At 63.6% G+C, this 26,045-nt stretch carries 26 protein-coding genes and 1 tRNA gene; 15 read left to right on the top strand and 12 right to left on the bottom strand.

The features are described 5' to 3' along the window. Positions 1–55: 55 nt before the first annotated feature. Positions 56–859: an MOSC domain-containing protein gene (locus R3355_RS08485; protein ID WP_318960832.1), complete on the bottom strand. Its 804-nt coding sequence runs from the start codon at positions 857–859 to the stop codon at positions 56–58. On the opposite strand from R3355_RS08485, the gene R3355_RS08480 reads away from it, so the two are divergent. Beyond that, positions 858–1,343 carry a DUF1499 domain-containing protein gene (locus R3355_RS08480; RefSeq protein ID WP_318960831.1) on the top strand — a complete coding sequence of 162 codons (486 nt, stop codon included), beginning with the start codon at positions 858–860 and terminating at the stop codon, positions 1,341–1,343. The genes R3355_RS08485 and R3355_RS08480 overlap by 2 nt on opposite strands. 79 nt (positions 1,344–1,422) lie before the next feature. Here R3355_RS08480 and R3355_RS08475 read toward each other — a convergent pair whose 3' ends face one another. The 8 genes from R3355_RS08475 to R3355_RS08440 all read right to left on the bottom strand — a co-directional run bounded on the left by R3355_RS08475 (position 1,423) and on the right by R3355_RS08440 (position 10,825). Continuing rightward, positions 1,423–2,358, bottom strand: a complete 936-nt coding sequence (locus R3355_RS08475) for a chemotaxis protein CheV (RefSeq protein WP_318960830.1) — start codon at positions 2,356–2,358, stop codon at positions 1,423–1,425. A 130-nt stretch (positions 2,359–2,488) separates the two neighbouring features. Next, positions 2,489–3,385 carry a lipid kinase YegS gene (gene yegS, locus R3355_RS08470; protein WP_318960829.1) on the bottom strand — a complete coding sequence of 299 codons (897 nt, stop codon included), beginning with the start codon at positions 3,383–3,385 and terminating at the stop codon, positions 2,489–2,491. A gap of 114 nt (positions 3,386–3,499) precedes the next feature. Beyond that, positions 3,500–4,834, bottom strand: a complete 1,335-nt coding sequence (locus tag R3355_RS08465; protein ID WP_318951362.1) for an ATP-binding protein — start codon at positions 4,832–4,834, stop codon at positions 3,500–3,502. A gap of 27 nt (positions 4,835–4,861) precedes the next feature. Beyond that, a complete protein-coding gene (locus R3355_RS08460) occupies positions 4,862–5,485 on the bottom strand; it encodes a hypothetical protein (RefSeq protein ID WP_318960828.1) in 624 nt (207 codons plus the stop codon). Continuing rightward, positions 5,486–5,845 carry a response regulator gene (locus R3355_RS08455; protein ID WP_318960827.1) on the bottom strand — a complete coding sequence of 120 codons (360 nt, stop codon included), beginning with the start codon at positions 5,843–5,845 and terminating at the stop codon, positions 5,486–5,488. Between the two features lie 166 nt (positions 5,846–6,011). Beyond that, positions 6,012–7,571 (bottom strand): FGGY-family carbohydrate kinase, encoded by a 1,560-nt coding sequence (locus R3355_RS08450; protein WP_318960826.1) that lies wholly within the window; start codon positions 7,569–7,571, stop codon positions 6,012–6,014. A gap of 78 nt (positions 7,572–7,649) precedes the next feature. Beyond that, the gene (locus R3355_RS08445) at positions 7,650–9,227 is read right to left on the bottom strand and encodes a glycerol-3-phosphate dehydrogenase/oxidase (RefSeq protein ID WP_318960825.1); all 1,578 of its coding nucleotides are present in this window, start codon (positions 9,225–9,227) and stop codon (positions 7,650–7,652) included. A 2-nt stretch (positions 9,228–9,229) separates the two neighbouring features. Next, entirely contained in the window at positions 9,230–10,825 is a 1,596-nt protein-coding gene (locus R3355_RS08440) for an FAD-binding oxidoreductase (RefSeq protein ID WP_318960824.1), read from the bottom strand. A gap of 125 nt (positions 10,826–10,950) precedes the next feature. On the opposite strand from R3355_RS08440, the gene R3355_RS08435 reads away from it, so the two are divergent. Then, positions 10,951–11,982 carry an AraC family transcriptional regulator gene (locus R3355_RS08435; protein WP_318960823.1) on the top strand — a complete coding sequence of 344 codons (1,032 nt, stop codon included), beginning with the start codon at positions 10,951–10,953 and terminating at the stop codon, positions 11,980–11,982. 54 nt (positions 11,983–12,036) lie between these two features. Here R3355_RS08435 and glp read toward each other — a convergent pair whose 3' ends face one another. Together glp and moaB are read right to left on the bottom strand one after the other, a co-directional pair. Next, entirely contained in the window at positions 12,037–13,251 is a 1,215-nt protein-coding gene (gene glp / locus R3355_RS08430; RefSeq protein ID WP_318960822.1) for a gephyrin-like molybdotransferase Glp, read from the bottom strand. Further along, positions 13,248–13,787 (bottom strand): molybdenum cofactor biosynthesis protein B, encoded by a 540-nt coding sequence (gene moaB, locus R3355_RS08425; RefSeq protein ID WP_318960821.1) that lies wholly within the window; start codon positions 13,785–13,787, stop codon positions 13,248–13,250. The genes glp and moaB overlap by 4 nt, the downstream gene beginning before the upstream one ends. A gap of 68 nt (positions 13,788–13,855) precedes the next feature. Here moaB and mobA point away from each other — a divergent pair, with 68 nt between their 5' ends. From mobA to R3355_RS08400, 5 genes are all read left to right on the top strand, one after another. Next, positions 13,856–14,440, top strand: a complete 585-nt coding sequence (mobA, locus tag R3355_RS08420; RefSeq protein WP_318960820.1) for a molybdenum cofactor guanylyltransferase MobA — start codon at positions 13,856–13,858, stop codon at positions 14,438–14,440. Positions 14,441–14,519: 79 nt separating this feature from the next. Beyond that, positions 14,520–14,741 carry a YgdI/YgdR family lipoprotein gene (locus tag R3355_RS08415; RefSeq protein WP_318949890.1) on the top strand — a complete coding sequence of 74 codons (222 nt, stop codon included), beginning with the start codon at positions 14,520–14,522 and terminating at the stop codon, positions 14,739–14,741. Positions 14,742–14,894: 153 nt separating this feature from the next. After that, positions 14,895–14,971, top strand: a tRNA-Pro gene (locus tag R3355_RS08410). A gap of 694 nt (positions 14,972–15,665) precedes the next feature. Continuing rightward, positions 15,666–16,376 (top strand): 4'-phosphopantetheinyl transferase family protein, encoded by a 711-nt coding sequence (locus tag R3355_RS08405; protein WP_318960819.1) that lies wholly within the window; start codon positions 15,666–15,668, stop codon positions 16,374–16,376. 72 nt (positions 16,377–16,448) lie between these two features. Then, the gene (locus R3355_RS08400; RefSeq protein WP_318960818.1) at positions 16,449–17,738 is read left to right on the top strand and encodes a M18 family aminopeptidase; all 1,290 of its coding nucleotides are present in this window, start codon (positions 16,449–16,451) and stop codon (positions 17,736–17,738) included. A gap of 155 nt (positions 17,739–17,893) precedes the next feature. Here the strand turns inward: R3355_RS08400 and R3355_RS08395 are convergent, their stop codons facing one another. Next, positions 17,894–18,610, bottom strand: a complete 717-nt coding sequence (locus tag R3355_RS08395; RefSeq protein WP_318960817.1) for a UTRA domain-containing protein — start codon at positions 18,608–18,610, stop codon at positions 17,894–17,896. A gap of 309 nt (positions 18,611–18,919) precedes the next feature. On the opposite strand from R3355_RS08395, the gene R3355_RS08390 reads away from it, so the two are divergent. The 8 genes from R3355_RS08390 to zapE all read left to right on the top strand — a co-directional run bounded on the left by R3355_RS08390 (position 18,920) and on the right by zapE (position 26,043). Further along, positions 18,920–19,978 (top strand): ABC transporter substrate-binding protein, encoded by a 1,059-nt coding sequence (locus tag R3355_RS08390; protein WP_318960816.1) that lies wholly within the window; start codon positions 18,920–18,922, stop codon positions 19,976–19,978. A gap of 109 nt (positions 19,979–20,087) precedes the next feature. Further along, positions 20,088–20,894, top strand: a complete 807-nt coding sequence (locus R3355_RS08385) for an alkaline phosphatase family protein (protein ID WP_318960815.1) — start codon at positions 20,088–20,090, stop codon at positions 20,892–20,894. Then, positions 20,891–21,805 carry an ABC transporter permease gene (locus R3355_RS08380; protein WP_413243492.1) on the top strand — a complete coding sequence of 305 codons (915 nt, stop codon included), beginning with the start codon at positions 20,891–20,893 and terminating at the stop codon, positions 21,803–21,805. The genes R3355_RS08385 and R3355_RS08380 overlap by 4 nt, the downstream gene beginning before the upstream one ends. Then, a complete protein-coding gene (locus R3355_RS08375; RefSeq protein WP_318960814.1) occupies positions 21,792–22,589 on the top strand; it encodes an ABC transporter permease in 798 nt (265 codons plus the stop codon). The genes R3355_RS08380 and R3355_RS08375 overlap by 14 nt, the downstream gene beginning before the upstream one ends. After that, on the top strand, positions 22,586–23,575 hold the full coding sequence (locus tag R3355_RS08370) for an ABC transporter ATP-binding protein (protein ID WP_318960813.1): 990 nt from the start codon (positions 22,586–22,588) through the stop codon (positions 23,573–23,575). The genes R3355_RS08375 and R3355_RS08370 overlap by 4 nt, the downstream gene beginning before the upstream one ends. Continuing rightward, positions 23,575–24,228: an HAD family hydrolase gene (locus R3355_RS08365; RefSeq protein WP_318960812.1), complete on the top strand. Its 654-nt coding sequence runs from the start codon at positions 23,575–23,577 to the stop codon at positions 24,226–24,228. Before R3355_RS08370 ends, R3355_RS08365 begins: the two co-directional genes overlap by 1 nt. A gap of 259 nt (positions 24,229–24,487) precedes the next feature. Further along, complete coding sequence (arsN2, locus tag R3355_RS08360; protein ID WP_318960811.1) at positions 24,488–24,922, top strand: arsenic resistance N-acetyltransferase ArsN2; 435 nt, start codon at positions 24,488–24,490, stop codon at positions 24,920–24,922. Beyond that, positions 24,922–26,043, top strand: a complete 1,122-nt coding sequence (zapE, locus tag R3355_RS08355) for a cell division protein ZapE (RefSeq protein ID WP_318960810.1) — start codon at positions 24,922–24,924, stop codon at positions 26,041–26,043. The genes arsN2 and zapE overlap by 1 nt, the downstream gene beginning before the upstream one ends. Positions 26,044–26,045 lie beyond the last annotated feature (2 nt).

Raw genomic sequence — 26,045 nt, 5'->3', positions numbered from 1 at the left:
ATGGGCGGCTCAGGCCGCCCATCACGCTTGCAGCTCATGGTTTGAAACTTGCCGTTTACTCCAACACCTCAACCGCCATGCCGAGTTTCAGCTCACCGCCTCCCTGGTTGATCAGGTTCTGGCCGAAGTACAGCTCACCATCACGGGCGCGGTAGGTCTTCAGCGTGGTCAGCGGTTCACGGTCGGCACTGCGCTCGCCTGTCAGCGGATCAATGGTCGTGAGGATGCAGCGCGTGCAGCCCTTGGCGACACGAAACTCGATGCCGCCAATGCGGATCCGTCGCCAATCGTCTTCGGCATAGGCCGCACCGCCCTCGACCACCAGGTTCGGCCGGAAGCGCAGCATGTCCAGCGGCCGGCCAACCCGCGCAGACAAATCATCCAGCGACGCCTGGCCGATCAACAGCAGGGGAAAACCATCGGCGAAGCCGACCTTCTCTTCCACGCTGAGATTGCCCGCGATATAACGGGCCCGCTCGGCGGGCACATGCACCAGACGACAGGGTTTGCCGATAAAGCGGCTCAACCATTCGGCCGCTTCATCGCCGGCATCCGGTACGTACAGACTGTCGCTCCAGATAAACACCCCGCGCAACGCTGCATCGACACCTGGCAAGGGCACATCGAGCACTGGAAAACCGGGCGCACTCAGGGTCAGGCCACCCGCGGCATTGCAACGCGCCAGCAATTGGCTCATATGCGGCAAGGCCCGCTGGGTAAGAAAGCGCCCATTCTGCGCATCAACTACCATCCAGCGACGGTCACCAACCACGCCCAAGGCATCCAGCTGAATGTCTGTCCGCGGTTCGGCGATGGCGGACTTCAGTGGATAACGGTACAACCCGGAGAGACGTAACATGAGCCAGCTTCCCGTTCGGCAAAACGTTCTTATACGAGGAACCCGGCGCACTCACAAGCCTGCACTGGGTTTTGCCCTGGCGGCCCTGCTGAGCGCCTGCAGCGGCAGTCCACCCGACAATCTGGGCGTGCATAACGGACGTCTGGCGTCCTGCCCGGAGTCGCCCAACTGCGTCAGTAGCCAGGCCAGCGATGAGGCGCATCGGGTCGATCCGCTGCCGCTCAAGGGCAGCCCGGCTCAGACCCAGGCGCGGCTGGCCAGGCTATTGACCGACGAACCCCGCGTGCGCCTGATCGAGCAGAACGCGCATTACCTGCGTGCCGAATTCAGCAGCCGGGTGCTGCGTTTCGTCGATGATGTGGAGTTCCTGATCGGCGAACAGGCCGTCGATGTGCGCTCGGCCTCGCGCCTGGGCTACTCCGATCTGGGGGTCAACCGCAAGCGCACCGAGCACCTGCGCCAACGGCTCGGCGAGCAGAAATAGCGGCTGCCGGGCCGCAATCGGCGCAACGAAAAAAACGGCGGGTTGTCGCTGCGCTCCGAATGGATCGCAGCCCGGGGCCCTACGCGCTTGGTTCATCCAGCATCAAGCGCTCGCGGATCACGTCGACCAGTTTGTCCGGCTGGAACTTGGAGAGTAAGTTATTGCAACCGACCTTTTTCACCATGGCCTCGTTGAAGCTGCCCGACAGCGAGGTGTGCAGCACCACGTAGAGATCCTTCAGGCGCGGATCCTGCCGGATTTCGGTGGTCAGGCGATAACCATCCATCTCCGGCATTTCCGCATCGGTAAACACCATCAGCAGTTTGTCGGTCATCACCTCGCCGGCATCCGCCCATTTCTTCAGCATGTTCAGGCCTTTCAGACCATCGGTGGCCACATGCATCTTCAAGCCCAGCTGCGACAGGGTCTCGCGCAGCTGCGCCAGAGCCACACTGGAGTCGTCCACCAGCAGCACCTCACGCCCGCGCGCACGTTCCAGCAGCGGATCGGCCAGGCGGTCGCCGGAAATCTTGGCGTTGTAGGGCACGATCTCGGCCAGTACCTTTTCCACATCGATGATTTCCACCAACTGCTCTTCGACCTTGGTGATCGCCGTCAGGTAATGCTGACGCCCCGCGCCACCGGGCGGCGGCAGGATGGATTCCCAGTTGAGGTTGAGAATGCGATCGACGCCGCCCACCAGGAAGGCCTGTACCGAGCGGTTGTACTCGGTGACGATGATGGTGCTGCGCTCATCCGGCACTATCGGGCGCATGCCGATGGCTTGCGACAGGTCGATGACCGGCAGGGTCTGGCCGCGCAGGCTGACCACCCCGCAAACGAAGCGATGGCGGTGCGGCATGAGTGTCAACTTGGGCATCTGCAGGACTTCCTGCACCTTGAACACGTTGATCGCGAACAGCTGCCGCCCAGCCAGACGAAACATCAGGATTTCCAGGCGGTTCTCGCCCACCAGTTGGGTGCGTTGATCCACCGAGTCGAGAATGCCAGCCATTGCGCGCTCCAAATTGTTTTTATCGATTCCAGTTACAGCAAGGGTATCGGCAAGGAGCGACAGCGCTGAAGCCGACTAGACGCCATCTTGCACGAGCCGGCGTAACGGTGCCAGCCAAGTGCCACCGACATCACTCGCGCAGCAGCGGCGAATCCACCGGTAAATGCACCCGCAATGCATTACGCCGCGCAGAAAATCGCAGTCGCCGGCTTTCCAGCGGTTCGCCATCCAGATTCACATCCAGACCTTCCGGCGCCTCGACCTCCACCCAGGGCAAGCGCGCGCTGAGGGCGACGCTTTGCAAGCCATTGATCCCGCCAGACAACAAGGTCCCCAGGGTGCCGACCACGTCCTCTGCAGCGGGGACGATGCAGACATCCAGCAAACCGTCATTCACCCGCGCCTGCGGACACAGCAGATGCCCCCCGCCAGCCTGTCGCCCATTGCCAATACCCATGGCAATGAATTCGCCCTCCCAGAGGAAATCCGGCCCGGTGAAGCGACCAAAGGCCGAGCGCACCTCGGCAAAGCGGGTCAAGCCGGTGAGGAAGTAGGCCGCGCCGCCGAACAGGCGCTTGAGGTCTTCGGGGGTGTTGGCGGTGACATTGGAGCCAAAGCCGCCCGTGGCCATATTGAGAAAAAGCTGACCTTCGACCTCACCGAGGTCGATCGGCTGCGCCGGCGTATCCAGCAACCCCAGGGCCTCGGACGGAGTCAATGGCAGCCCCGCGGCATTGGCGAAGTCGTTGGCGGTACCCAGCGGCAGCAGCACCAGACTGGCCTCGGTTTGCGCCAGCGCCATCGCTTCGGCCACCTCGCGCAACATACCGTCACCACCACCGGCGATCAGTGTCGGATAGCCGGCCTGCAGCGCCTCGTTGACCAGCCGCCGGGCGTCACCCGCCTCCCAGGTGACCCGTACATCAAGCTGCCAGCCATCCTCACGCCGCGCCGCCACCGCGGCACGCACCTCTTCATTGCCAGCTTGCTTGCCATGCAGGATCAACAATGCCTTGCGTTCGTTCATAACCAGCGCCTTGGATGTCAAGCGGATCGAGACTGTGTGGACAACGAAAAGCCTGCAAAGGTGCGCCAGCACTCAAACGCAGAATGCGTGCCAGCGTGTCTGTCACAGCACGCATCACTCGCCCGCTTGCAGATCGACTGCGCTATCGTCCTGCGCCGGCTGGCAGAGTGGCAGCCAGACCGTGAAGGCGGCGCCGCTGCCAAGTTCGCTCTCGACTTCCAGGCGGCCATGGTGTTTGGCCACGATGCTGTAGGACACCGACAGACCAAGACCGGTGCCTTGCCCGACCGGCTTGGTGGTGAAGAACGGGTCGAACAAGCGGGTCAGATTCTCCGGGGCAATACCACTGCCACTGTCGCGCACCCGCACGAACACCCAGTCATCCTCGGCACCGGTTTCCAGCCATATAGTGCCCTGCCCCTCGATGGCATGGGCGGCATTGATGATCAGGTTCATGAACACCTGGTTGAGCTGTGAGCCGAGACACTGCACGGGCTGCAATTCGCCGTAGTTCTTGACCACCTCGGCCTTGAACTTGATCTCGTTCCAGATCACGTTGAGCGTGCTGTCGAGGCCCTTATGCAAATCGGCCTCCTGCCAGTCGCCCGAGTCGATATGGGAAAAATCGCGCAGATCCTGGACGATCTGCTTGACCCGCTCCAGGCCCTGGCGCGATTCACGCACCAGATCGGCCATGTCGCTGCGCAGAAAATCGTAGTCCAGCGCCTGATTGGCCTGTTCCAGTTGTGCGCGCAAGGCCGCATCCTGATGCTCGGCTGCCGCCGCCTGATAGCTCTCGATCAGGCGAAACAGGTCACCGACATAGCGTTCCAGGCTGCTGAAGTTGGAATAGACATAACCCACCGGGTTGTTGATCTCGTGGGCAACGCCTGCAGCCAGTTGGCCGATCGCCGCCATTTTCTCCGACTGCAACAGTTGCGCCTGGGTATCCTCGAGCTTGCAAATCAGGCGCGCCTGCTCGCTCTGTTCCGCACGTAGCAACTGATTGAGCTGCTCCAGTTGCAGATGTTGGGCCGCGGTTTCGGTGGCATCGGAGATGGTCAGGCAGACATATTTAACGGTACCCGCGGCCTCCACCATCGGCGAGAAGGTGCAATTCTGGTACATCATGTCAGTCGAGCCGGTGATCGGTCGGCTGCCGGCGAAGCTGAACAGGTGCGGGCGTTGCTGCCAGGAGGTGAACGCCAGGTTGTGCAAGGCGAACACCCCGTCGATCTTCTTCTGTACCCACAGCCGCGGCAACTCTGGAAACAACTCGAACAGCGACCGCCCTCTGACCTCGACGCAATCCTTGCCGCTGTGGATCGCCATGAAATCGTTCCAGAACATCACCCGATACTGGCTATCGAGCAACAATACGCCGAGGTTGATACTCTGCAGAACCGTCACCAACTCCGCGGGCAATACTTCTCCTGGTACAGACGTCATCTCGCATCCTTAGTCCGATGATGTGAGCTAGATATCACTCAGCAACTGATCAATCACTTCAATGACAGTGGCCACCGTGTCTTCGGTGATGCACACCAGCAAATCACAATAGAAGCTGTGGGTCGCCACTTCGAAATGGATCTCCAACACCAGCGCCTGATGGCCACGCAACTCCTCGGCGCCGAGCGCCTCCTGCAGCGAACGCCCACGCGATAGCAGCGAGGGCGAACCGTAATTCACCTTGATATCGACCTGCTGCGCCAAACCATTGATACAGGCCCCGGCAAGAATATTGGTGACATCCAGCATCAGCTCATCCTGAATGCTGTGTTTCTCCACGCCTTCATAGCCCATCAAGTCGGCCAATTGATCGGCGCCATTCTCGCCAAAGCAGACCATCACCTCGCCGCGCAGGCGACCGAGAAAGGACTGACGGGTGATGATCGCCGGCTGACTGGCAATCATCAGCTGACTCAGCAGGCTGGTATTGGTCACGTCGACGGCATGGATGCGGGGGACTGACAGGGTGACGAAGGTTTCGGTCAAACGAGCCAGGCGGTCAGCACCCTGGCCCATGGCCACGTTCATCAGTTCCTGCAGGGCATCGCGCTGTTCTTCATTCAAGTTCGCCAGTTGGCTTTGGCTGCTCATCTAGATAAGCCCTACTTCATACAACGCTGCCTGCATGGCCTCTGGAGTAATAGGTTTCTTGACGAAGGCCGCCGCGCCCAGATCGCGCACGCGCTGCTGGGCTTGAGGCTGGATATCGGCGCTGATGACGATGACCACTGCATTGGCATCCTCGCGCTTGAGTTGCTCCAGGGTACGAAACCCGTCCATCACCGGCATGGTCAGATCGAGAAAGATCACCTCGGCATGACCGGCATGGTAAGCCGCCAACGCTTCCTCACCGTTAGTAGCCTGGGTCACGACCGCCTGCAAATCCGCCGGCAGGGCTTTGAGCACCAGTTTTCGTGACATCGCCGAATCATCGACTATCAGTATTTTCAAGCGAGCGCTCCTCTGCTTCTTTTTATGATTCTTATGGATTCGCGTGTGACGCGTGACAGCCGACAGCATACAGCCCGACGACAAGGTCATGTTGCTCCTTTCAACCTTAGCCGAGCCCCTGCCTTTTACCATGCTGCACGCTCAAGCGTGCCAACTGGTCCACGGCCTACGCCGGATAGCCGGTGATCGCGCGAATCCGCAGATACAGCGGTTTGAGCTGCCGGTACATGTGCAGGTAGACCTGGCGATACAGCTGCTCATAGATACGCTGCGCCGCCGGATTGGGCACGAACACCTGGCCGACCCGGGTCATGGCGGCGATGGCACTGGGGAAATCCGGGTGCAGGCCGAGCCCCACCGCACAATCGATGGCCGCCCCCAGGCCGGAGGTCTCGTAGACATGCGGGCGCTCGGCCGGCAGGCCGAAGATATCGGCGGTCAGCTGCATCGCCGCATCGCTCTGCGAACCGCCACCGGAGACGCGCAGCCGGGTAATTTTCGTCCCCGAGCGTTGCTCGATCCGCTCCTTGCCCTGGCGCAGGGCGTAGGCCAGGCCTTCGAGAATGGCGCGGTAGATATGCGCGCGGGTGTGCACATCGCCAAAGCCGATGATCGAGCCCTTGGCTTCCAGGCCCGGCTCACGAACCCCCGGCGACCAGTAGGGTTGCAGCATCAGGCCCATAGAGCCGGCCGGCACGGCATTGACCAACTCGTCGAACAGCGCTTCGGGCTCGACGCCCAGCTCCCTGGCCCGCTGCATTTCGCGCTGGCCGAACTGCTGCTTGAACCAGCTGACCATCCAGAAACCGCGGTAGATCATCACCTCGGTGTTGAAATGATCGGGCAGCGCCGCCGGGTATGGCGGGATCAACCGGATGGTTTCCAGGTAGCTGCGCCGCGTGGTGTTGATGGTCGCGGTAGTGCCGTAGGACAGGCAGGCGATATGCGGCTCCAGCACACCCGCGCCGAGCACTTCGCAGGCCTTGTCGGCACCGGCGGCGATCAACGGCAAACCCTCCGGAATACCGGTGTGGCGGCTGGCCGCGGCGCTGATACTGCCGAGCTGCTCGCCCGGCTTGTAAAGATCCGGCAACTGCTCGCGGCGCACCGCTATGGCCTGCCACTTCCAGTCGCGCGGCGCGGCCCACTTTAGGCGCTTGTAGTCGAACGGCAGGTAGCCGACGCAGCAGGCCAGCGAATCGACGAAGCGCCCGCACAGCCGATGGCTGAGAAACCCGGAGAGCAGCAGGACTTTATCGGTTTTCGCGCAGATCTCCGGCTGGTTCTGTGCAACCCAGTTGACCTCGGCCTGGGTGCGAAAATGATCGACCGCCGGTTGCGCGCCGATCAGCTTGAACAACCAGCCCCAGGGTCCCTTGATCCTGTCGCGCACCTCGGCACGGCGCTGATCGAGCCAGAGCATCGCCGGACGCAGCGGTTGGCCCAGCGCATCGACATGGATCAGCGTGCCGCGCTGGGTGGTCAACGCCACGCCCTTGATCAGGCGCCGGTCGATATCCACCGCCGCCCACAGCCGCGTGCAGGCCTCGCCCAGGCTGGCCCAGTAGTACTCCGGGTCCTGCTCGGCCCAGCCGGGCTGAGTGGAGTAATAGGCCTCAAGCTCCACCTTGCCCTTGCCGAGCAGATTGCCCTGCAGGTCGAACAACAGCGCACGCACGCTCTGGGTGCCGTTATCGATGGCCAGCAGGTAGCTTTTTTCGCTCAAGGCACAGTCCTTACAGTTGGTCGAACTCGCGTAGGGTGCGCCGTGCGCACCGACAGTCAGATGGTGCGCACGCGCACCCTACTTGGCCGGCAGGCTGTAACAGCATCGCCAGAGTTCAAGGTAATCACGCTCTTCGCTGTTCCAGCGCTGATCGTCCCAACCCAGCCGCACCTGACACAGCGCACGAATCTGCGGCAGCTCGGCCTTTGCGCCTTCAGCCAGCAACAGTCCAAGGCGGGTGCGGCGCAGCAGCAGGTCGTCCAGGTGCAGCACCAGCTCGTTCTGCGCCGCCCAGGCCAACTCCACCCAGAGCGTGTCGCTGCCGGCCACCCGTTCGCTGCCCACCTCATCGAGCAACGCCAACAATCCCGACAGTTCACGCCCATGCCGGCCGACCAGACGCCTTTGCTGGGCAGGACTCAGGCTCGGCATGGGCGCTGGCGTACAAGGCCGGAAGGTCGCCGCGCCCTGGTCGTCCAGCGTCCGGCCGAGCATCTCGGCGCAGGCCCGCAGCACCTCCAGGGCCAGCAGGCGGAAGGTGGTCAACTTGCCACCGGCCAGGGTCACGCAACCGGGTTCGAGCCACAGCGCGTGCTCGCGCGTCTCGTCCGAGGGTTTACGCCCGACGGCGCCGTCGCTGACCACCGGCCGTACCCCGGCCCAGGTCGACAGCACGTCGCTGGCCGTGATTGCCGCACCAGGAAACTGCTGGGCGCAGGCCGCCAGCAGGTAATCCGCCTCATCGCTGCTGATCCGCGCCTCCTGATCCAGCGGCTCGGAATGATCGAGATCGGTGGTGCCGACCACAGTCGCGCCTTCCCAGGGGAAGACGAACACCGGACGCCGGTCCGCACCGTGCATAAAGCTGAAGGCATGGGCCACCGGCAGACGCCAGGCCGGCAGCAGCAGATGGCTGCCGCGCAGCGGCCGCACACGCTCGCTGGATGTCGCACGCAGCTGATCCGCCCAGGCGCCAGTGGCCTGGGCCACGACGCGGCTGCGAAAACTGAAGCGCCGGCCGCTTTCACGATCCTCACCGAGCAGGCCAACCACCCGACCGTTGTCGCGCAGCAACTCGACAACCTTGACCCCGTTGAGCGCCTCGCCACCGTCGCCACGGGCCTCGCCCAGCACGCGCATGACCAGGCGGGCGTCATCGGTTACCGCATCGAAGAAACGCGTGCCGCCGAGCAGACCGTCTTGTTTGAGGCCCGGCGCCAGATAGCGCAGCGCCTGCAGCGGGTAGTACAGATGGTTGCGCTTGCCCGCCAGGGCGTCGTACAGGGCCAACAACCCGCCCAACACGTTCGGTCCGGGAAATTGCCCCTGGTAGTGCGCCATCACGAAGCTCAGCGGATCGATCAGCCCCGGGGCTTCCTGCAGCAGGCGCTGGCGTTCGCGCACCGAGTCGCGGGTCAGCTTGAGCTGGCCTTTGGCGATATAGCGCAGGCCGCCATGGACCATCTTCGACGAGCGGCTGGAGGTGCCCCAGGCGAAATCACGCTGCTCCAGCAGCAGGCACGTCCAGCCACGCCGCGCCGCCTCGCGCAGGATACCGGCACCACTGATGCCGCCACCGATGACGATCAAGTCCCAGTCGCGCGCAGCCAGTTCGGCCAGCGCACCCTCGCGCCAGGCAGCGTTCCAGGCCGGCATGCTCATTGTTCGAGCAACACGCCGGGAGCCAGGCGCTGCTCCGGGTCGAAGTGCACGGACAAGGCCTTCAGCGCCGCCATTCCCAGCTCGCCCTTTTCCACGGCCAGATAAGGTGCGTGGTCGCGGCCGACGCCATGCTGGTGACTGATGGTGCCGCCGTTGTCGACGATGGTCTGGCTGGCGGCGTGCTTGAGTTTTTGCCAGCGCGCCATGGCCTGCTCGTAGCTGTTGCCGGGGCGGAACACGTAGGTGGTGTAGATGCTCGACCCTTCGCCATAAACGTGGGACAGATGAGTGAACACATGCACCCGCTCGCCCTCCTCACGCAGGCCATCGCGCAGGCTGGCCTCGACCTTGTTCAGCAGGCTGTCGACGTTGCTCCAGTCGGTGGCGGTTTCCAGGGTGTCCACCGCGTAGCCGGCGCTCCACAGGCCATGACGCAGGTAGGGGAAGCGAAAACGGTTTTCCGCCCACTTCTTGCCCAGCAGGGTGCCGCTGAAGACCCCGCCAAAGCCTTTCAGCAGAGGCTTGGCCTGCTTCAGCGAAGCGGCGTTTTGCGTGCGACTGCCGGTGACGCCGAAGGTCAGCATGCACTTGCCGTCGCGGGCGCCGCGCAGGGCCAGGTATTTCTCCAGCCAGGCGATTTGTTGCGGATGACCGGCCAGGGCCAGTTGAGTACGGGTTTCGATCGCATTGGACAGGCGCAGCATCGACAGTGGCACGCGCGCCTGAGCCAGGCTGCGGATAGCCGCCAATGCCTGCTGCCAGTCAGGCATGAACACCGCGTAGAAGTTTTCCTGCTCGGCCAGGCGGGTGATGCGCACCTTGACCTCGGAGATGATGCCGAAGCGCCCTTCCGAGCCCATCAGCAGCTCACGCAAGTCGGGACCGGCAGCGGAGGCCGGAAAGCTCGGAATCTCCAGGGTGCCGGCAAAGGTCTCGACCTTGCCGCCGGCAAACAACTGCTCGATGCGCCCGTAACGCAGCGACTGCTGGCCACTGGAACGGCTGGCGACCCAGCCGCCGAGGGTCGACAGCTCCCAGGACTGCGGAAAATGACCGAGGGTGTAACCACGGGCGCGCAACTGGCTTTCCACCTGCGGCCCATTGGCGCCGGGACCGAAGGTCGCGATCAGGCTGTCGTCGTCGACCTCGATCAGCTTGCCCATGCGCTCCAGCGACAGGGTCAGCACCGGCTTGTCACTGGCTTGCGGGTTGATATGCCCGGCCACCGAGGTGCCGCCGCCATAAGGAATCACAATCAGATCGTGCTGACTGGCCCAGGCCAGCAACTGGCGAACCTGCGCGGCGCTCTCCGGAAAGGCGACGCCGTCGGGAAACACGCCGAACTCGCCGGAACGCATCGCCAGCCAGTCCGCCAGGCTCTGGCCGCGGGCATGCCGCAGCCGCGCCTCGGCGTCCAGGCTGATCAGCGGGTGGGGCGGCAGACGCGAAGCCGGCACCCTGGCCAGCACCTGCTCCAGGCTGGCATCGGCCAGCACCTGACCGGGGCCGATCAACTCGGCAAGAAAGGCCTCGCCATGACTCGGCAATTCCACCACTGTTGCCTCATCACCCCAGCCGTTCCAACGTCGCATCAGCCTCTCCCCTGGATATTTCGGTCACCATCATTGACTGCCTATACTAGCCAGCCACCGCCCGGCGTCACTGTCGCATCGGGCCAGGCGCTGTTGCCAATCGAGCCATTGCGAATAAGAAGTCTATGCACAATCTCGGCTACTCCTCGGTTCCCGCCCTGCTCAAATACCTGCGCCACGCCGAACAGCTGGGCCTGGATATCCCCCAGGCGCTGGCGGCGGCTGGCGTGCAGGCCGACGATCTGGCGGACAACGGCAAGCGCATTGCCGGTGCGACCCACCAACGCCTGCTCCAGCACCTGATCGAAGTCTCCGGCGACCTGCTGTTCGGCCTGCATTGCGCGAGCTTCGTGCAACCCGGCTCCTGGAGCGTGCTCGGCTATATCGCCATGAATTGCGCCACCCTGGGCGAGGCCATGAGTCGCATCGTGCCCTATGAAAAACTGGTGGGCGATATGGGCGTCAGCCGGATCGAGGCGACCGCCGATCAGGTCAAGCTGATTTGGGTCTGCCGCCATGAGACCGCGCTGGTTCGCCGGCATATGGTCGAGGAGGTACTGACGTCCTGGCTGCTCTACGCCCGCTGGATCGCCGACATGCAGCGCTCGCCGCAGGAAGTCTGGTTCGAGCACGCCCTGCCTGAGGGCGTGGACAGCGCCGAGTACAGCGCCGTGTTTGGCTGCCCGGTTCGCTTCGGGCAAACCTGCAACGCCCTGATCATGCCGCTGGCATACCTCGACATGCCACTACGCCAGGCCGACGCCAACCTGCTGCGCACCCTGGAAGAACACGCCCTGACCCTGATGGCCGGTCTGGACGAGGACGAAGCGCTGCCGCAGCGGGTCAAGAACGCCCTGCGCCTGCTGCTCAAGGACGGTCTGCCGCGCAAGGAACGCGTGGCGGAACAATTCAACATGACCTTGCGCACCCTGCAGCGTCACCTGCAGCAGGCCGGCACCAGCTACCAGCAGATCCTCGACCAACTGCGCCAGGAGTTGGCCGAACACTACCTGCTGCGCAGCGACCTGGCGATTCAGGACATCGCCAGCTACCTGGGCTTTACCGAACCGCGCTCCTTCCACCGCAGCTTCAAGGGCTGGACCGGGCAGACCCCGGGGCAATTTCGCGACAACCAGCGCCAGGCGCAGAACCCGTAGGGCGGGTGCAACCCGCCGAATCGGATACAAGTGACCGCGCAGCGGGTTGTCCCCCTACCCGAGAATCTCGCTAAGCGGAATAAACCGCAGGCTGTCGCCCTCGGCCAGGGTCGTGCCTTCCAGCACCTCGGCCAGCCCCTCGGCCCAGGCGGCGCTGCGCAATACGCCGGAACTCTGGTTGGGATGCAGTACCACGCGACCACTTTCCAGGCGCGCGCGCAAGTACTCGCGGCGCTTGCCCGGCTTGCTCCAGGTGAAACCGGCCGGCATGGTAAAGCCCAGCGGCTCGACCCGCTGCACACCCATGCGCCGTAGCAGATAGGGCCGCGCCAGCAGCCCGAAGGTCACCAGGGTCGAGGCCGGATTGCCCGGCAGACCGATCACCGGCACCCCCCGAAACTGCCCGCAGGTCAGCGGCTTGCCCGGTTTTATCGCCAGTTTCCACAGGGCCAGCTCGCCCTCTTCGCGCAGCGCCACCCCAAGAAAATCCGCCTCGCCCACCGACACCCCGCCAGTGGACAGGATCAGGTCGACATCGCTCAACGCCGCCAAGGCAGCGCGGGTCAGCTGCAGATCATCGGCGAGGATGCCGCCATCCACCACCGCGCAGCCGAGGCGCTGCAGCCAGGCCATCAGCAGACGGCGGTTGCTGTTGTAGATCTGCCCTGGCCCCAGCGGCAATCCCGGCTCGACCAATTCGTCGCCGGTGGACAGCACCGCGACCCGCAGACGCCGGCGCACGCTCAGCTCGGCGATCCCCAGCGAGGCCGCCAGGCCCAGTTCGATCGGGCCAAGGCGCGTCCCTGCCGGCAACAGATGGTCACCGACACGGGTTTCCTGGCCCTGGGCCCGGACATTCTGGCCGAGCCGCAACGGCTCGCTGAAACGTACCCGGCCATCGGCCTCGACCAGCACGTTTTCCTGCATTTCCACGGTATCGGCGCCGGCCGGCAGCGGCGCGCCGGTGAAGATCCGCGCACAACTGCCGGGCTGCAGCGGCGGCGGCGCATTGCCGGCCTGGATACGCTGGCTGACTGCCAGCGGCTCGCCCGTCCAGTCGGCCAGGCGCAAGGCATAACCATCCATCGCGCTGTTGGCCCAGGGCGGCAAGTCCAGCCCGGCAATCAGCGGCTCGGCCAGCACCCGGCCGTCGGCGTCGGCCAAAGCGACCTGCTCGTCGTCACTGATCGGCATCGTCTCGGCCAGCGCCAGCAACCGCTGCAGCGCAACCTCGACCGGCAACAGGCCGGGCTGCTCGCAGCCGCTCATCCGCGGCTCTCGCAGGCAGCCGCCTGCTTCAGGTGCGGCACGAAATTGCACGGGCGGTGACGGGCATCCAGCTGCTCGGCGAGAATGCCATCCCAGGCGGTGCGGCAGGCATTGGTCGACCCCGGCAGGCAGCACACCAGGGTACCGTTGGCCATGCCGGCCAGCGCGCGGGACTGAACGGTCGAGGTGCCGATATCGGCCACGGAAATCTGCCGGAACAGCTCGCCGAAACCGTCCACCTGCTTGTCCAGCAGACAGGCTACGGCTTCCGGGGTGCTATCGCGGCCAGTGAAGCCGGTGCCGCCAGTGATCAGCACCACCTGCACGCTGTCATCGGCGATCCAGGTCGCGACCTGGGCGCGGATCCTGTACAAATCGTCCTTGAGCAACACCCGCGCCGCCAGGGCATGCCCGGCCGCCTGCAGACGGTCGACGAACATCTGACCGGAGGTATCGGTCTCCTGGGTACGGGTATCGCTGACGGTCAGTACGGCAATATTCAACGGCACGAATTGCGCCTCGGCCTTATGGTTCATGGCAGGCTTCCAGTTGTCTGAGAGAGTGCGCGATGTTATATCACAGGCCCACCTTTGGAGGCTCTGCCATGCCCGCTACGCCTGTTCTGCCGAGTTGTTCCGTGCTGCTGCTGTGCGGTGGACGCGGACAACGCATGGGCGGCCGTGACAAGGGCCTGATCGAGTGGCAGGGCCGACAGTTGATCGCCTGGCTGCATGACTTGGTGCGGCCGCTCAGCGACGACCTGATCATCTCCTGCAACCGCAACAGCGAACGTTACAGAGCCTTTGCCGACCGCCTGATCAGTGACGACAACGAAAACTTCCCTGGCCCGCTGGCCGGTATCCGCGCCGGCTTGCAAGCGGCCCGCCACGACTATTTGCTGGTATTGCCGTGCGATACGCCCCGACTCGACCGCGCATTGCTCGAGGCGTTACTGGGCAAGGCCGGCAGCCAACCGGTCATGGTGCGCCAAGGCGACTTCTGGGAGCCCTTGTTCAGCCTGATCCCCAAATCCCTGGGCAGCACACTCGAAGAGGCATGGCTGGCCGGGGAACGCAGCCCGCAACGCTGGCTATGCCGGCATGATCCCATTGCCGTCGTTTGCCCGCCCAACGACCCACGCCTGGCCAACCTCAATACCCCTGAACTGCTCGCACAGAACAGCGAATGATTGCCAGCCACTGAACTTGGCCGCCCATTATCCGTCAGAGGCTGAGTACATAGCCCTTCCAACAACAAGGAAACACGTCATGATTCAGCGGATCTTTCCCGCATTCCTGCTCGCCCTGGGCCTGGCCGCACTGGCAGGCTGCGCATCGCCATCGGTCATCACCCTCAACGATGGCCGTGAAATCCAGACCATCGACACGCCCGCGTTCGATGATGACTCCGGTTTCTACGAATTCCAGCAACTCGACGGGAACCGCGCCAAGGTCAACAAGGATCAAGTGCGCACCATCCAGGAGCTGTAAGCACAGCCTGCGCTCAGGTGACCACTTCAGCCCTGTTGCGCCCCTGAGTACAGGCCAAGAACCAAAAGCACTCATCAAGGGGTCCCGCTGCTGGAAAAAATATCAGCCTAACCCCTTGTGCAACAAAACTATTTCAGTACAATTCGGCTTATTCGGAGTGTAGCGCAGCTCGGTAGCGCGTCTCGTTCGGGACGAGAAGGTCGCAGGTTCGAATCCTGTCTCTCCGACCAAATCCCGGTTTCAACCTGCCTCGTGCACGGACTGAAACAGCCAAAACAAAGCCCGCCTTGTGCGGGCTTTGTTTTGGCTGGCTCCCCTCACCCAAAGCCGCCAATGTCGACACGTTGCTCAGCCCTGCGACCCACTTCGCCACCGTTTATTCAAGAACAGTGAGCGTCGTTTTGTGTCACGCGGATAAAATCCGGCTCGCCAGCCTTCAACGCCTGCTTGATCGCTCTGCGCTGCGCCAACCGGCGTCTGCTTCAGTGCCTGCAACATAACCCCGACAAATGGCGTGGCTTCGGCAGGCCAACTGATCGACTTCGTCTTGTAACCGGTTCTTGCACATCGGCTCATGGCTTCGATTCGCGCGTCCTCCCGCACGCGGCCAACCTCATGCAGTTGCGCTTCACTTCGTTCGCCGTGGTGATCTACAGCGGGGGCTGTCACCCGCAAGATTGCGCCCATGCTCGGCGCACAAAAAAAAACGGGAGCCCTGTCGGGCTCCCGCACTCATTCTCAGAGAAAAGCCGAAACCGGCTTACACCGGTTTCAACAACAACCTCACCTGCGCTCCCGAAGCAACGCAGCCGCAGTCTGGCAAAAATTCACACGCCTATTCGTTTAGCTTTGTTGTCGCTGTGCAAAGAAATGTAACCACGCCTGCTGCTGGCAGGCCGCCACGGCAACCGGCAGAATGCCGGCATGAGCGACCTCTACCTGCCTTCTTGCTGTACCGCCCTGAGCGATCACTGGCCGCTGCCCCTGGCACTGCCTGGCGTGCAGCTGATCAGCACGCGTTTCGACCCCTCGCAACTCGCCGCCAGGGACTTCGACCGCTGCGGCATCGCCGCCGTCAAGGGTGTGGCCAAGCGCCAGACCGAATACCTCGCCGGCCGCCTGTGCGCACGCGAAGCCCTGCGCCGGGTGACCGGCATGGCCGCGGTGCCTGCGGTCGGTGCCGACCGCGCCCCGCAGTGGCCGGCCGAGGTCAGCGGTTCGATCACCCACGGCAGCGGCTGGGCCGCCGCCATGGTGGCGCACGCCAGCGCCTGGCGCGGCCTCGGCCTGGATGTGGAGCTCAGGCTGGCGCCGGAGCGCGCCGAACGCCTGGCCGGAGAAATCCTCACCCCCGGCGAATTGCAGCAACTGCAGGGCCTGACAGCCGAGCAACGGGCCTGGCGCATCAGTCTGAGCTTCTCGTTCAAGGAAAGCCTGTTCAAGGCGCTCTATCCTCAGGTATTGCAGCGCTTCTACTTCCAGGACGCCGAGCTGCTGAGCTGCTTTGAGGACGGCAGCGCACGCCTGCGCCTGCTGATCGACCTGAGCGGCGACTGGTCGGCGGGCAGCGAACTGGATGGCCAGTTCGTCGAGTTCGACGGTCATCTGCTCAGCCTGGTCGCCATCCCGGCCTGACCGCTTGAAGAGCGCGGCCCAATGCGCCGGCCAATTCCGATAAACTCCGGGCATTGCCGCCAGGAGCGCCCCATGCGCGAAGAACTCAACCAAGGCCTGATCGACTTTCTCAAGGCCTCGCCAACCCCCTTTCATGCCACCACCAGCTTGGCCAAGCGCCTCGAAGCCGCGGGCTTTCAACAGCTCGACGAGCGCGCACCCTGGCATACCGATGCTGGCGGTCGTTATTACGTGACCCGCAACGACTCGTCGCTGATCGCCTTCAAGCTGGGCCAGCGTTCGCCGCTGGAAGGTGGCCTGCGCCTGGTCGGCGCCCATACCGACAGCCCCTGCCTGCGGGTCAAGCCGCAGCCGGAGCTGCAGCGCCAGGGCTTCTTCCAGCTCGGCGTGGAAGTCTACGGCGGCGCCCTGTTCACCCCCTGGTTCGACCGCGACCTGTCGCTGGCCGGACGGGTGACCTACCGCCGTGACGCCAAGGTGGAAAGCCAGCTGATCGATTTCCAGCTGCCGATCGCGGTGATCCCCAACCTGGCCATCCACCTCAACCGCGAGGCCAATCAGGGCTGGCCGATCAATGCGCAGAACGAACTGCCGCCGATCCTGGCCCAGCTTGCCGGCACCGAGGCCGCGGATTTCCGCGCGCTGCTGGCCGAGCAACTGGCCCGCGAACACGACTTCAACGCCGACGCGGTGCTCGACTTCGAGCTGAGCTTCTACGACACCCAGGCCGCCGCGGTGATCGGCCTGAATGGCGACTTCATCGCCGGCGCGCGCCTGGACAACCTGCTGTCCTGCTACGCCGGCCTGCAGGCACTACTGGCCGCGCCGGACGCGGAAAGCTGCGTACTGGTCTGCACCGACCACGAGGAGGTCGGCTCCAGCTCGGCCTGTGGCGCCGATGGACCGATGCTCGAACAGGTGCTGCACCGCGTACTGCCGGAAGGCGACGGTTTCGTGCGCAGCATCCAGCGCTCGCTGCTGGTCTCCGCCGACAACGCCCACGCGGTGCACCCCAACTACCCGGACAAGCACGACGACAACCACGGCCCCAAGCTCAACGCCGGCCCGGTGATCAAGATCAACAGCAACCAGCGCTACGCCACCAGCAGCGAAACCGCCGGCTTCTTCCGCCACCTGTGCCTGGAAAACGAGGTGCCGGTGCAGAGCTTCGTCACCCGCAGCGACATGGGCTGCGGCTCGACCATCGGCCCGATCACCGCCAGCCAGCTCGGCGTGCGCACCGTCGACATCGGCCTGCCGACCTTTGCCATGCACTCGATCCGCGAACTGGCCGGCAGCCACGACCTGGCGCACCTGGTCAAGGTGCTGACTGCGTTCTATGCGAGCGCCGAGCTGCCCTGATGGGCTACCAGCATCCGGGAACCGGGAACCGGGAACCGGGCGAGGGATCGTAGACCAAGCGCGGTCTCGTAGCCCGAACAAGCCTATGGCGCAACCCGGGATCGCGGGTGCATGCGCAGGTCTTCCCCGGATTGCATCGGGACTCTACAGGATCCTCACTCCGGCACCTCGACACTGACGTGCAGGGCGTCATGGCGCCAGAATTCCAGATCGCAATCGATGATGCGGCCGTGCTGGTCGCGGTTGACCCGGACGATGCGCAGCGCCGGGCTGCCGACCGCAACCTTCAGGGCCGCCGCCGCTTCGTTGTGCAGCGCGGTGGGCACCATATCGAAACGCACCCGCCCGTAATGAATGGCGTACTCACTGGCATATAGCTCAGTCAGCGACAGGGTCAGGTCGAAATCGAGGATGCCGGGGAAGTAAGCCGGATTCAGATAGTGCTCGACGTACAACACCAGGCGCCCGTCGATGCGCCGCGCGCGGCGGATCTGATAGACGCTGGACAGCGCCGGCAGCGCCAGTATCTGGCAGATTTCCGCGCTGGCCGGCATCAGCCGCGCGCTCAACACCTCGGTCGCCGGCACCCGTCCCTGCTCACCGACCATGGCATGGAAGTGCGAGCGGACCAGCGGGTTGTAGGTGATTCGCGCCGGCGAGACGAACCAGCCGCGGCGCTCTTCACGGTAGATCAGCCCCTGGGCCTCCAACTGCCCGAGGGCCTCGCGCAACGTGATGCGGGTGGTGTCGAAGACTTCGCTGAGCTTGCGCTCGGCGGGCAACTGACTGCCCGATGGCAATAAACCGTGTTCGATCTGCTCTTGCAAAGCCCGGCAAATGGCGGTTACCGCCCGAGGCGCTATGTCGCCCATTGGTTACCCTCTACTGGACTAGTCCACGTTGATCAATATGCTCAACCTAGGCCGCTAGAACGCGGTTTGTGGCGATCCTAAGCAACTTGGATGACCGACAGATGACAGCTTCCGACAGAAAACACGCGGGCTTCATGGCATTTCCAGCGTTGCTTGGCGCTAACGGTAGTCTACGCTGGGTATGTTTAGTCTGCCCGGGCGCAAGAGCGAGGCGCAAGGCGCGAGACGACATAAAAGTGTCATGCCGATGGCTTAGATTGGCTGGGTTCTTGCTGATCTAGACCAACACTCACCGCAACGGAGTTTTCGATGAAAAAACGACTGCTGGCTTCATTGATAGGTTCGACCATCGCCCTGGCGGCATCGGCCATGGCGAGCGAAATGGATTTAACCGCACTGGAAAAAGCCGCACGGGCCGAAGGCGCGGTGAATAGCGTGGGCATGCCGGACAGCTGGGCCAACTGGAAAGACACCTGGGTCGACCTGGAGAAACTCTACGGCCTCAAGCATATGGACACCGACATGAGTTCGGCCCAGGAAATCGCCAAATTCGCCGCCGAAAAGGACAACGCCAGCGCCGATATCGGTGACGTCGGTGCGGCTTTCGGCCCCATCGCGGTGCAGCAGGGTGTGACCCAGGCCTACAAACCGAGCACCTGGGAACAGATCCCGAGCTGGGCCAAGGACGCTGACGGCCACTGGATGCTCGCCTACACCGGCTCCATCGCCTTTATCGTCAACAAGCAGCTGGTCAAGGATGTGCCGAAGAGCTGGGCCGACCTGAAGACCGGCAAATACCGCGTCGCCATCGGCGATGTCAGCGCCGCGGCGCAGGCAGTCAACGGCGTACTGGCCGCGGCCATCGCTAACGGCGGCGACGAGACGAATATCCAGCCGGGCCTGGATTACTTCGCCGCGATCGCCGAACAAGGCCGCCTGTCGCTGGCCAACCCGACTATCCAGACCCTGGAAAAAGGTGAAGTGGAAGTTGGCGTGGTCTGGGACTTCAACGGTCTGTCCTACCGCGACCAGATCGACCCGAGCCGCTTCGAAGTGCTGATCCCGTCCGACGGTTCGGTGATCTCCGGCTACAGCACCATCATCAACAAGTACGCGAAGAACCCCAACGCCGCCAAGCTGGCGCGCGAGTACATCTTCAGCGACGCCGGCCAGATCAACCTGGCCAAGGGTAACGCCCGGCCGATCCGCGCCGAGCACCTAACCCTGCCGGCCGAGGTGCAGGCCAAGCTGCTGCCTAACGAGCAATACGCCAAGGTGCAGCCGATCAAGGACGCCGCCGCCTGGGAAGCCACCTCCAAGGCCCTGCCGCAGCAATGGCAGGAAAACGTCATCATCAATATGGAGTAATAGCTCGTAGCCCGGGTCGAGCGTAGCGACACCCGGGAACCTGCCCTGGGTATCGCTGCGCTCAACCCAGGCTACGAATCCATGACGCATCTTTCACACAGGACAACCCATGGCGTCCAAGGTCATCCTCGTCATTCTCGACGGCCTGAACTACGAGGTCGCCCGGCATGCGCTAGGGCATCTGCAGGCCTACTGTGGCGCCGAGCGCGCGGCGCTGTACAAGCTCGAATGCGAGCTGCCGTCGCTGTCCCGTCCGCTGTACGAATGCATCCTCACCGGCGTTACGCCGATCGACAGCGGCGTGGTGCATAACCAGGTGGTGCGCCTGTCCAACCAGCGCAGCATCTTTCACTACGCACGCAGCGCCGGCCTCTGCACCGCCGCCGCGGCCTATCACTGGGTCAGCGAGCTGTATAACCGCGCGCCTTTCGAGGCCGCCCGCGACCGTCATACCGATGACCTCGAACTGCCGATCCAGCATGGGCATTTCTACTATGCCGATCACTACCCCGATTCCCACCTGTTCGCCGACGCGGAAAGCCTGCGCCTGCGCCACAGCCCGAATTTCCTTCTGGTACACCCGATGAACATCGACGACGCCGGCCACAAGCACGGCCTCGACAGCGCGCAATACCGCAACAGCGCGCGCGGTGCCGACGTGCTGCTCGCCGACTACCTGCAAGGCTGGCTGGATGCCGGTTACCAGGTGCTGGTCACTGCCGACCACGGCATGAACAACGACCGCTCGCACAACGGCCTGCTGCGTGAGGAGCGCGAAGTGCCGCTGTTCGTACTGGGTTCGGCGTTCAGCCTGAACCGCGATGCCCAGCCCAGGCAGACCGAGCTGTGCGGCACCGTCTGCGAGCTGCTCGGCGTGGCCCACGACAAACCCGTTTGCAGGGAATTACTGAAATGAGCGCGCCTCTCGAACAAAGCGCCAAGCTACCTGGCGACGCGCAACCTATCGCAACCCCACGGGCAAGGCTGTCGCCGCAGCTCAGGGGCAAATGGCTGGCGGCGCTGTGCCTGCTGCCCTTCGCCCTGTTCTTCGTGGTGTTCCAGATCGCCCCGCTGGTGTGGGTGGCGATCAACAGCCTGAACAGCGCCGAGGGCTGGGGCCTGGCCAATTTTGCCAAGGTATTCGGCTCCAAGTTCTACCTGCAGGCGATCAAGCACAGCCTGCAGATTGCCTTCTGGTCGAGCCTGTTCGGCATGGCCATCGCGATTCTCGGCAGCTATTCGCTGCATCAGGTCGATTCCAAGCTGCGCGACTTCGTCATGGCCTTCTCCAACATGACCAGCAACTTCGCCGGGGTGCCGCTGGCCTTCGCCTTTATCATCCTGCTCGGTTTCAACGGCGCGCTGACCCTGCTGCTGATCAAGATCGGCCTGATCGAGAGCTTCAACCTCTACTCGAAAAACGGCCTGATCGTGCTCTACACCTACTTCCAGATCCCCCTCGGCGTGCTGCTGCTCTATCCAGCCTTCGACGCCCTGCGTGAGGACTGGCGCGAGTCCGCCGCTCTGCTCGGCGCCAATACCTGGGACTTCTGGCGGCATATCGGCCTGCCGGTACTGACCCCGGCGCTGCTCGGCACCTTCGTCATCCTCCTGGCCAACGCCCTGGGCGCCTATGCCACCGTCTACTACCTGACCACCGGCAACTTCAACGTGATGCCGATCCGCATCGCCGGTCTGGTCTCGGGCGATATTTCCCTCGACCCGAACCTGGCCAGCGCCCTGGCGATGATCCTGGTCGGCCTGATGGCGGTGATCACCGTGGCCCATCAACTGCTGCTGAAAAGGAGCCAGCATGTCTCTCGCTGACCGCGCACCCGCCGCGCTCTACCACCGCGTCGTGGTCTGGCTGCTGTTTCTGATATTGCTGACGCCGCTGGCCGGCACCCTGCTCTATTCGCTGTCCACCAGTTGGTCGGCGAGCATCCTGCCGGACGGCCTGACCCTCAAGTGGTACCTGGCGCTGTGGGGCGATCAGCGTTTTCTCAATGCCTTCGGCCAGTCGCTGCTGGTGTGCTTCGGCGCCCTGGCGCTGTCGGTAGTGTTGATTCTGCCGCTGCTGTTCGTGGTGCATTACCACTTCCCCAAGCTCGACGGCCTGATGAACATCCTGATTCTGCTGCCATTCGCCGTGCCGCCGGTGGTGTCCTCGGTAGGCCTGTTGCAGCTGTATGGCTCGGGGCCGCTGGCGATGACCGGCACGCCGTGGATTCTGATCGGCTGCTACTTCACTATCGCCCTGCCCTTTATGTACCGCGCCATCACCAACAACCTGCAGGCGATCAATCTGCCGGACCTGATGGACGCCGCCCACCTGCTCGGCGCCAGCACCTGGAAGGCGGCGTTTCTGGTGGTGCTGCCGAACCTGCGCAAGGGCCTGATGGTCTCGCTGTTCCTCTCCTTCAGCTTCCTGTTCGGCGAGTTCGTGTTCGCCAACATGCTGGTCGGCACCCGTTACGAGACGCTGCAGGTCTACCTCAACAACATGAAAAACAGCAGCGGCCACTTCAACAGCGCCCTGGTGATTTCCTACTTCTTCTTCGTGCTGGTCTTCACCTGGGCCGCCAACCGCCTGAACAAGGACAAGTCATGAGTTATCTGAGCATCCGCGGCCTGCACAAGAGCTACGGCGCCACGTCGATCTTCAGCGATATCAACTGCGAGATCGACAAAGGCGAATTCGTCACCCTGCTCGGCCCTTCGGGCTGCGGCAAATCCACCCTGCTGCGCTGCATCGCCGGCCTCACCGAAGTGGGCGGCGGGCAGATTGTTCTGGATGGTGAAGATCTGGTGCCGCAAGCGCCGCAGAAACGCGGCATCGGCATGGTGTTCCAGAGCTACGCACTGTTCCCCAATATGACCGTGCAACAGAACGTCGCCTTCGGCCTGCGCATGCAGAAGGTCGCCAAGGAAGAAAGCACCGAGCGCGTGCGCGAAGCCCTGGCGATGGTCGAGCTCGGCGATTTCGCCACGCGCTACCCACACCAGCTCTCCGGCGGCCAATGCCAGCGCGTGGCCCTGGCCCGCTCGCTGGTCACCCGCCCGCGCCTGCTGCTGCTCGATGAGCCGCTGTCGGCGCTGGATGCACGGATTCGCAAGCACCTGCGCGAACAGATCCGCTCGATTCAGCAAGACCTCGGCCTGACCACCATCTTCGTCACCCACGACCAGGAAGAAGCCCTGGTGATGTCCGACCGGATCTTCCTGATGAACGCCGGCAAGATCGTCCAGAGCGGCGATGCCGAGACCCTCTACACCGCGCCTGTCGACGCCTTCGCCGCTGGCTTTATCGGCAACTACAACCTGCTCGACGCCGACGCCGCCAGCCGCCTGCTCGGCCGACCGATCGGCAGCCGCGTGGCCATTCGCCCGGAGGCCATCCAGATCGGCAGCCGGGGCAATATCGAGGCGCGGATTCGCAGCCACAGCCTGCTCGGCAACGTTATCCGTTACCGTGTCGAGGCCCGCGGCGTCGAGCTGATGGTCGATGTGCTGAATCGCTCGGTCGCCGACATGCACGGCCGCGACCAAACCATCAACCTGAGTATCGAAGCCACTGCAATCTGTGAGGTAGCCTGATGGCCCTGGCGATTTTCGACCTGGACGAAACCCTGATCGGCGGTGATTGCGCCAGCCTGTGGGCCCGGGAAATGGTCAAGCTCGGCTGGGCCGATGGCGACAGTTTTATCGCCCGCGAGCAGGAACTGATGCGCCGGTACAGCTCCGGCGAGCTGGCCATGGAAGACTATATGGTCTTTACCCTGTCGCCTCTGGTGGGGCGCACGGCCGAGGAAGTCGCCCATGTGGTCGAGCCCTTCGTCGAGGACGTGATCGAACCGATCTTCTACAGCGACGCAACCCGCTGCCTGGCCAAGCACCGCGCCGCCGGTGACCGCATCCTGGTGATCTCCGCTTCGGCACATTTTCTGGTCAGCGCCATCGCCAGCCGCCTCAAGGTCGAAGAAGTGCTGGCCATCGATCTGGAGGAGCAGCACGGCCACTACAGCGGCTGTACACGGGGCGTGCTGACCTACCGCGAAGGCAAGGTCAGCCGCCTGCGCGATTGGCTGCATGAGCACGACGAAACCCTCGACGGTGCCTACTTCTACTCCGACTCGCGCAACGACCTGCCGCTATTGCAAGTGATCGACAAGCCCCATGTGGTCAACCCCGACCCGACCCTGCGCCAGCATGCCCAACAGGCCGGCTGGCCGATCCTGAGCTGGCGCTAGACCTGTTCGCCATCCAGACCACTAGCGGGGGACAAGGCGTTGTCATGTTCACCCCACGCACCTCGTAGCCCGGATGCAATCCAGGGAAATCTGCCGCCGGAAAATCCGCGCCCGGATTTCCCCCGGGCTACAAGACCGAGCCCGCCTTTGCCATAAGTACACGGCATGGCCACTTTACCGGCTCCCCTATGGATTTTTGCCGCAAAAGCCCCTAGCGTGCGGGCACTGGTTCTCGATAAAAACTCCCAATGGTGCCCCCATGGATTTCCACCTGCGCCCCTCTGCCACTGCGGTAAAGGCATTGCTCGCGGCCGCCGCCCTGCCGACTGAAGACCTGCGCGCCGAACACTTCGAACACTTTATCGCCTGCGGGCCAGAGGATTCGCCCGATGCAGTGGTCGGTCTGGAGCTGTATGGCGATGTGGCGCTGCTCAGGTCCCTGGTGGTGGCCGCAGCCGCCCGCGACAAGGGTTATGGCACCAGCCTGGTGGCGCAAGCCGAGGCCTATGCCGGCCAGCTGGGCGTGCAGGAAATCTACCTGCTGACCACCACGGCCGAAGCCTTCTTCCGCCAGCTGGGCTATGCCAGTTGCACCAGAGCCGACGCGCCGGCAGCGATTCGGCAGACTGCGGAATTTTCCAGCCTGTGCCCGGCCAACTCGGCCTTTATGCGCAAGCGGATCGAGGCACGCTGATGGACTGCAGCTCGCCCCTGACCGCCTACCAGCAAGCCATCGAGCGCGACGGTTTCAAATCCGACCCCGCGCAGTGGCAGGCCGCCCAGGCCTTGCACGACTGCCATCAGGCCTTGCATCAGGCCGCACCCGCGCATCCCATCAACGGGGTGTACTTGTGGGGGCCGGTGGGGCGCGGCAAGACCTGGCTGATGGACAGTTTCTACAAAGGGTTGAAGGTTCCGGCGCGGCGTCAGCACTTTCACCATTTTATGCGCTGGGTACATATCCGCCTGTTTCAGCTCACCGGCACCGCCGATCCGCTACAGGCCCTGGCCGTGGAGTTGAGCCACGAGGTGCGCGTGTTGTGCTTCGACGAGCTGTTTGTCAGCGATATCGGCGATGCGATCATTCTCGGCCGCCTGTTCCAGGTGATGTTCGAACAGGGCGTGGTGCTGGTCGCCACCTCCAACCAACCACCCGAACAACTGTATGCCGAAGGCTTCAACCGCGAACGCTTTCTGCCTGCGGTGGCCGCCCTGCAACGGCATATGCAGGTGGTGAGCATCAATGGCGAGGAAGACCATCGCCTGCACCCCGGCACCGCCCATACCCGCTACTGGGTCGCCACGCCGGGACTACCCGGCGTGCTAAACCGCCACTTTAGCCAGTTGGCTGCAGGCCGGCCTAGCAGTGATCAACCCCTTACCATAGGCAACCGTAGCGTGCAGACCCTGCGCCACTGCGACGGCGTGCTCTGGTGCCGCTTTGCCGATCTCTGCGAACAACCCCTTGCCGCCCCCGACTTTATCGCCCTGTGCGACCGTTTCCAGGCCATTCTGCTCAGCGAAGTGCCAAACCTGAGCAGCCCGCAACGCGCGGCGAAGATCGCCCGCGGCACCGAAGATGGTGTCGAACGGGTACAGGCCGGTGATCGCCAGTTGCCGGCGCTTTCGGTCAAGGATGACAGCGTACGGCGCTTTATCGCCCTGGTAGATGAGTGCTACGACCGCAAGGTGCCGCTGTATATCGAAGCCCAGGTGCCCCTGGCCGAACTCTATACCGAGGGCTACCTGAGCTTTGCCTTTCGCCGCACCCTGAGCCGGCTGCAGGAGATGCAGTTGCAGCGTTTTGGGGCTTGAGC

The organism is Pseudomonas sp., from assembly GCF_033723075.1.
Lineage (GTDB): Bacteria > Pseudomonadota > Gammaproteobacteria > Pseudomonadales > Pseudomonadaceae > Aquipseudomonas.
Note: the sequence above shows the minus strand (reverse complement) of the source record. Positions and strands in the feature narration are given on the sequence as shown.